Annotated in this window: 5 protein-coding genes; 4 read left to right on the top strand and 1 reads right to left on the bottom strand. The window is 60.9% G+C overall.

Annotation, left to right across the window (positions count from 1 at the left end; translation table 11 throughout):
* Positions 1-66 precede the first annotated feature (66 nt).
* From macA to JFU48_RS23945, 4 genes are all read left to right on the top strand, one after another.
* Positions 67-1,215 (top strand): macrolide transporter subunit MacA, encoded by a 1,149-nt coding sequence (gene macA, locus JFU48_RS23960; RefSeq protein ID WP_201137891.1) that lies wholly within the window; start codon positions 67-69, stop codon positions 1,213-1,215.
* A gap of 2 nt (positions 1,216-1,217) precedes the next feature.
* A complete protein-coding gene (locus JFU48_RS23955; protein ID WP_201137890.1) occupies positions 1,218-3,173 on the top strand; it encodes a MacB family efflux pump subunit in 1,956 nt (651 codons plus the stop codon).
* A 728-nt stretch (positions 3,174-3,901) separates the two neighbouring features.
* Positions 3,902-4,276 carry a DUF6124 family protein gene (locus JFU48_RS23950; protein ID WP_201137889.1) on the top strand — a complete coding sequence of 125 codons (375 nt, stop codon included), beginning with the start codon at positions 3,902-3,904 and terminating at the stop codon, positions 4,274-4,276.
* Between the two features lie 153 nt (positions 4,277-4,429).
* Positions 4,430-4,789 (top strand): DUF6124 family protein, encoded by a 360-nt coding sequence (locus tag JFU48_RS23945; RefSeq protein WP_201137888.1) that lies wholly within the window; start codon positions 4,430-4,432, stop codon positions 4,787-4,789.
* Between the two features lie 60 nt (positions 4,790-4,849).
* Here JFU48_RS23945 and JFU48_RS23940 read toward each other — a convergent pair whose 3' ends face one another.
* Entirely contained in the window at positions 4,850-5,608 is a 759-nt protein-coding gene (locus JFU48_RS23940; RefSeq protein WP_201137887.1) for a helix-turn-helix transcriptional regulator, read from the bottom strand.
* Positions 5,609-5,982 lie beyond the last annotated feature (374 nt).

The raw sequence follows: 5,982 nt of genomic DNA, 5'->3' as shown, positions 1-5,982 counted from the left end.
GTGTTGTTTCTCTATCAAGACCCGGCCACTGGCCGGGTTCATCCCTGAACGGACTTGTGGTTATTTATGGAAAAGTCGAAGTTGCGCAAAGTCGGTATGGGGTTGGCGTTGGCGGCGGTGGCCGGGTTGGTGCTGTACACGGTGCAGGCACCCGCCGAAGCGCCGAAATACCAGACGGCGCCGGTCGAACGCACGGATATCGAAAACACCGTGCTTGCCACCGGTTTGCTCGAAGGCGTCAAGCAGGTGGACGTCGGCGCTCAGGTGTCGGGGCAGTTGAAGTCGCTCAAGGTCAAGGTCGGCGACAAGGTGAAGAAGGGCCAGTGGCTGGCCGAGATCGATCCGCTGGTGCTGCAGAACACCCTGCGTCAGGCTCAGGTCGATGAGGAAAACCTGCAGGCGCAAAAGCGTGCCACGCAAGCCCAGCTCAAGCAGACCAAAGCGATTTACGAGCGTTATCAGAACCTGCAGGAAGACGCCTCGATCTCGCGTCAGGATTTCGAGACCGCGCAATCGAACTACGAGGTGCAGCAGGCCAACCTGCTGTCGCTGGACGCGCAGATCAAGAGCGCGCACATCCAGATCGACACCGCCAAGGTCAACCTCGCGTATACGCGGATCGTCGCGCCGATCGATGGCGATGTGGTCGGCATCGTCACCCAGGAAGGCCAGACCGTGATTGCCAATCAATTGGCACCCGTGCTGCTGAAACTGGCAGATCTGGACACCATGACCATCAAGGCCCAAGTGTCGGAAGCCGACGTGATTCACATCGCGCCGGGGCAGGAGGTGTATTTCACCATTCTCGGCGAGGACAAACGCTATTACGGCAAGCTGCGCGGCACCGAGCCGGCACCGCAGAACTTCCTCGAAACACCGCCGGCCGGTACGCCGAAACAAAACACCGCGGTGTTCTACAACGCGCTGTTCGAGGTGCCCAACCCCGACCACCGCTTGCGTATCTCGATGACCGCGCAAGTGCGCATCGTCCTCGATACCGCGCAATCGGTACTGACCGTGCCGGTGGCCGCGCTCGGGCCACGCAACGCCGATGGCAGCTTTCCGGTGCGGGTGCTGGACGCCAAGGGCCAGGCGCAGTCGCGCAACGTGCAGACCGGGATCAACAACAACGTCAAAGTGCAGATCAATCAGGGCCTCAGCGAAGGCGAGCGGGTGGTGATCGGTGATCCGCTGCCCGCCGTGGCGGGGGCTTGAGCATGACGCAGCCGTTACTGCAACTGACCGGCATCACCCGCAGTTTTACCGCCGGCGACCGTGAATTTCTCGCGCTGAAGAACATCAACCTGACGATCAATGCCGGGGAAATGGTGGCGATCATCGGCGCCTCCGGCTCCGGCAAATCAACCCTGATGAACATCCTCGGCTGCCTCGATTACGCCACCGCCGGCAGCTACAAGATCAACGGCCAAGAGACCCGCGACCTTGACGATCAGGCGCTGGCCGAACTGCGCCGCGATTACTTCGGTTTCATCTTCCAGCGCTATCACTTGCTGCCGCACCTGAGCGCGATGCACAACGTCGAGATGCCGGCAATCTACGCTGGCATCCCCGCGCCACAACGCCACGCCCGCGCCCGTGAGCTGCTGGCGCGTCTGGGTCTCGATGGGCACCTGACCCACCGGCCGAGCCAGCTCTCCGGTGGTCAGCAGCAGCGGGTGAGTATCGCCCGGGCCTTGATGAACGGCGGGGAAGTGATCCTCGCCGACGAACCCACCGGCGCCCTCGACACCGCCAGCGGCAAAGAGGTGATGCGCATCCTGCTGGAGTTGCACGCGGCCGGGCACACGGTGATTCTGGTGACCCACGACCCGAAAGTCGCGGCCAACGCCGAGCGCATCATCGAAGTCAGCGACGGTGAAATCCTCAGCGACCGCCGCAACCAGCGCGACACCGGGCAACTGCCGGGTGAAGACGTGCCGCCAAAACCCCCGGCGACCCGCCGCCTGGTGGCCAGCCTCGGGCTGTTCAAGGAAGCCTTCAACATGGCCTGGGTGGCGCTGATTTCGCACCGCATGCGCACTTTGCTGACCATGCTCGGGATCGTCATCGGTATCACCTCAGTGGTGTCGATTTCGGCGATCGGCGAGGGCGCGAAAAACTACGTGCTCAAGGACATTTCGGCAATCGGCAGCAACACCATCGACATCTATTCCGGCACCAGTTTCGGCGACAAGCGCGCCGCCTCGATCGAGACACTGGTGCCGGCGGATGTCACCGCGCTGAATCAACTGTATTACGTCGACAGCGCCACCCCGGTGGTCGGCCGCAGCATGCTCCTGCGCTATCGCAATATCGACCTCGACGCGCAGATCAACGGCGTCAGCGAGCAGTATTTTCAGGTGCGCGGAATCAAACTGGAGGCGGGCATCACCTTCAGCGAGAGTGATGCACGGCGCCAGGCGCAGGTGGTGGTGATCGACTACAACACCCGGCATCGGCTGTTCGCCGAGGGCGTCGATCCGCTGGGCCAGGTGATCCTGATCGGCAACCTGCCGTGCACGGTGATCGGCGTGGCAGCCGAGAACAAAAACCTGTTTGCCTCAGGCAAGACCCTCAACGTCTGGGTGCCCTACGAAACCGCTGCCGGGCGCCTGCTCGGCCAGCGCTTTCTCGACAGCATCAGCGTGCGGATCAAGGACGGCCAGTCGAGCAAAGTCGTGGAAAATCACGTCACCCAATTGATGCTGCAACGCCATGGCATCAAGGACTTCTACACCAACAACCTCGACAGCGTGATGCAGACCGTGCAGAAAACCAGCCGTTCCCTGGCCTTGCTGCTGTCGCTGATCGCGGTGATTTCGCTGGTGGTCGGCGGCATTGGTGTGATGAACATCATGCTGGTGTCGGTCACCGAGCGCACGCGCGAGATCGGCATTCGCATGGCGGTCGGCGCGCGTCAGTCGGACATCCGTCAGCAGTTTCTGGTGGAGGCGGTGATGGTCTGCCTGCTCGGCGGGGCGATCGGCATTTCCCTGTCGTATGCCATCGGCCACCTGTTTTCGGTGTTCATCAAGGAGTGGGAGATGGTCTTCTCCATGGCCTCGGTGGTGACGGCGGTGATCTGCTCGACGCTGATTGGCATCGTCTTCGGCTTCGTCCCGGCGCGTAATGCCTCGCGCCTGGACCCGATCGAGGCGCTGGCGCGGGACTGATTGCCGGAGCTGATTGGCCGGGCTTGTGCCTGAAGTGCACTAATCGAAAGGGACGGGTCATGAACCCGTCCCTGTTTTTCGTCCAGGCCTGCTGGCAATGGCGGCCTGACAGCCAACCGGTCCCCAACTGAATGCACCCAATCCAATTGTGGGAGCCAGCCTGCTGGCGATGACGGCCTACGAGCCGATCACCCTCCCAACTGAATGCACTCATTCCAACTGTGGGAGCTGGCTTGCCAGCGATGGCGGCCCACAAGCCGATCACCCTCCCAACTGAATGCACTCGTTCCAACGGTGGGAGCGGGCTTGCTCGCGAAAGCGGCCTGCCAGACAACATCAAAACAACAGAGCAGACCCCGCACATAAACGCACCCCTGCAACCACGTTTAAAGTACACGAACCGTTACGCCATAACGGCTACAACACCTTGCGCCGTTACCTACGCGTACGCCAGAATCCGCTGGCTTACACGGCTATGGGCCGGGCTATATCGTTTCCCTGTCACTGAAAATCAGTGATCGGGTTTGGTAGCCCGTTTCTAAGTGTGATGGCGACACCGTGTGCAGTCCCTTTTCAGGGATTCGATTTTATGGTGGCCATGCGTGGGGCTCCTTCGGGAGCGCCGGGTTTTCCTGCTTAGACCGGTCTACCAACCTGCGTATGGCCACCACCCTCGTTTGGTAGCGAGAGTGATGGCTCCTTACTTTTGCTAAGCAGGAGCTTCATCCATGTTCAAAGCCACACCCAACCCCCCGGACGTCGATCCAATCCCATACGACCCGGCCCTCGACCCGCAGAAGATAAAAGCCGCGACCGACCGCGCCATCAGCTTCTACCTCAACCCCGGCGCACTGAAGATCTCCATCCCTTCAGTACCGTCAGGCAAATCAAGCCGAATCTTCCTCATCGACCCCACCGTGGACGAAGAAACATTGCTGGTCGAAGCCTGCGAATCATTAGCCGCCGCCAGTGACATGGCCCGCGACATCGGCGACGTCGTCGACAACCCACAGCGCCGGGCGATGCTGATGCTGCATCAGGTGATCATGCTCAGTGAACTGATGGTCAACCGAGTGCTGGACGGCCGCCGCGTGCCGAACTAATCACGCGGCCCCCTGTAGGAGCTGCCGAAGGCTGCGATCTTTTGATGTTGCTTTTAAAAACAAGATCAAAAGATCGTCCGAACGCGGCCCGAACCTGCGGCAACTCCTGCAGTGAGTAATCCTTTCAAAGTACCTCGATCGGAGTTCCCGCTGATGCCCGAAACCCCACCCAATCTGCCGGCCACAGACCCGGTGTCACCCTACGAATCACTCAACTCCAGAAAACTCCACGAAGCCGCCGAACGCGCCCTCGATCACTACCTCGCGCCCGCGCACATCATGGCGACGCCTTACACCCCCAGCAGCATGTTCCTGGTCAACCCGCAAGCCGACACTGAATCCCTGCTGGCCAACGCCTGCGAATCCCTGGCCTCGGCCACGGTGATGCTCGGTGACTTCGCCGGGACGCTGGAAGGGTCGAGCCGCAATATCGCGCTGGGCATTGCGCAAGTAGTGATGCTGGGGGAGTTGGCGGTGAATCAGGCGCTGGATAGAGTCGTGCCGAAGGATTAGGCCCCCAATGTAAAAAACCGCCGTCCGGGGAGGGCGGCGGTTTTTTGTTCAGCTACGGACTCAGGCTGCGCTGGTGGCGTGGCTTGTGTCCTCCGGCGAATACATCCAGCGCATCAGTGAATGCCGGCCGCTGATCCCCAGTTTGATCGCGGCGCGCTTGAGATAGCTTTCCACCGTGTTGACCTTCAACTGCAATTGCTCGGCCAGTTCCGGCGCGGTGCGTCCGGCGAGCAGGCCGATGCACACTTCGGTTTCGCGATTGGACAGGCTCAGACCCAGTTGCTGTAAACGCTCGTTGAAGCGCAGCCGCAGGTTTTCCAGGCCCTGTTGTGCGCCGTCAGCGCCGGGCGACGGGTCTTCTGTGTTGGCCTGCTGGGGTTGCAGGGCGTGAATGTGTTTTTCCAGCATCGGCAACAGCACCGGAGAAATGTCCTGCAACAAACTCTGCTCCTGAGCCGAGAAGCGCTGCGACTGGTCGTTGCGATACACCGAAATCACGTAGCGGTAGCCGTCCTTGCGCCGGGTCAGGTGCAGCTGAGAGGCATCGGCGCAGGCCGAGGCTGGCGGGTCCATCGGCTCGCTCGAGCGTGCGGCAATCTGCTCGCAGAATACCGTTTCAGCCTGCTGGGCCGAGTCTTTGCCGGTTTCCGGCGGGTTGCGATGGGCGGGGCGGCCTACCGGCTCGACGCGCATCTGGCGAATGTGGGTGGCGTCCACCGCCAATTGCGTCTGGATCAGGTCATGCAGCATCCGCGGAAAGTGCCGGCTGCCGGTGCTGGCGATGACTTTACCGATGTGGGGAAACAGGTGTGAGTTCATAAACATCATCCATGAGTTGCAGGTGAAACAGTCCCATTCCTGACCTGCGTCGCGCATGTTCCCTGGTCGGCGCAATGTCAGGATGTGGATCCTATCCTAGTACAACGTTTGAAAGACGGTTTAATGAAGGTGTTATTAGCTCATAACTTCATCCACAGGGTTATGCGGTGAACCCAGGAATGGCGGCCTGCCGAGATCATTGTGGGAGCGGGCTTGCTCGCGAAAGCGGTGTGTCAGCCATTTGAGATGTTGCCTGGGAATGACCCCTTCGCGAGCAAGCCCGCTCCCACAGGGTTATGCGGTGAACCAGGAATGTCGGCCTGTCGAGATCCAGTGTGGGAGCGGGCTTGCTCGCGAAAGCGGTGCGTCAGTCA

This window comes from Pseudomonas sp. TH49 (assembly GCF_016650625.1).
Classification (GTDB): Bacteria; Pseudomonadota; Gammaproteobacteria; order Pseudomonadales; family Pseudomonadaceae; genus Aquipseudomonas; species Aquipseudomonas fluorescens_H.
This window is presented reverse-complemented; position numbering and strand designations above follow the sequence as displayed.

Excerpts from the sequence above, each read along its gene's own strand:
- macA (WP_201137891.1), top strand. The coding sequence starts at position 67 with ATGGAAAAGTCGAAGTTGCGCAAAGTCGGTATGGGGTTGGCGTTGGCG.
- JFU48_RS23955 (WP_201137890.1), top strand. The coding sequence starts at position 1,218 with ATGACGCAGCCGTTACTGCAACTGACCGGCATCACCCGCAGTTTTACC.
- JFU48_RS23950 (WP_201137889.1), top strand. The coding sequence starts at position 3,902 with ATGTTCAAAGCCACACCCAACCCCCCGGACGTCGATCCAATCCCATAC.
- JFU48_RS23945 (WP_201137888.1), top strand. The coding sequence starts at position 4,430 with ATGCCCGAAACCCCACCCAATCTGCCGGCCACAGACCCGGTGTCACCC.
- JFU48_RS23940 (WP_201137887.1), bottom strand. The coding sequence starts at position 5,608 with ATGAACTCACACCTGTTTCCCCACATCGGTAAAGTCATCGCCAGCACC.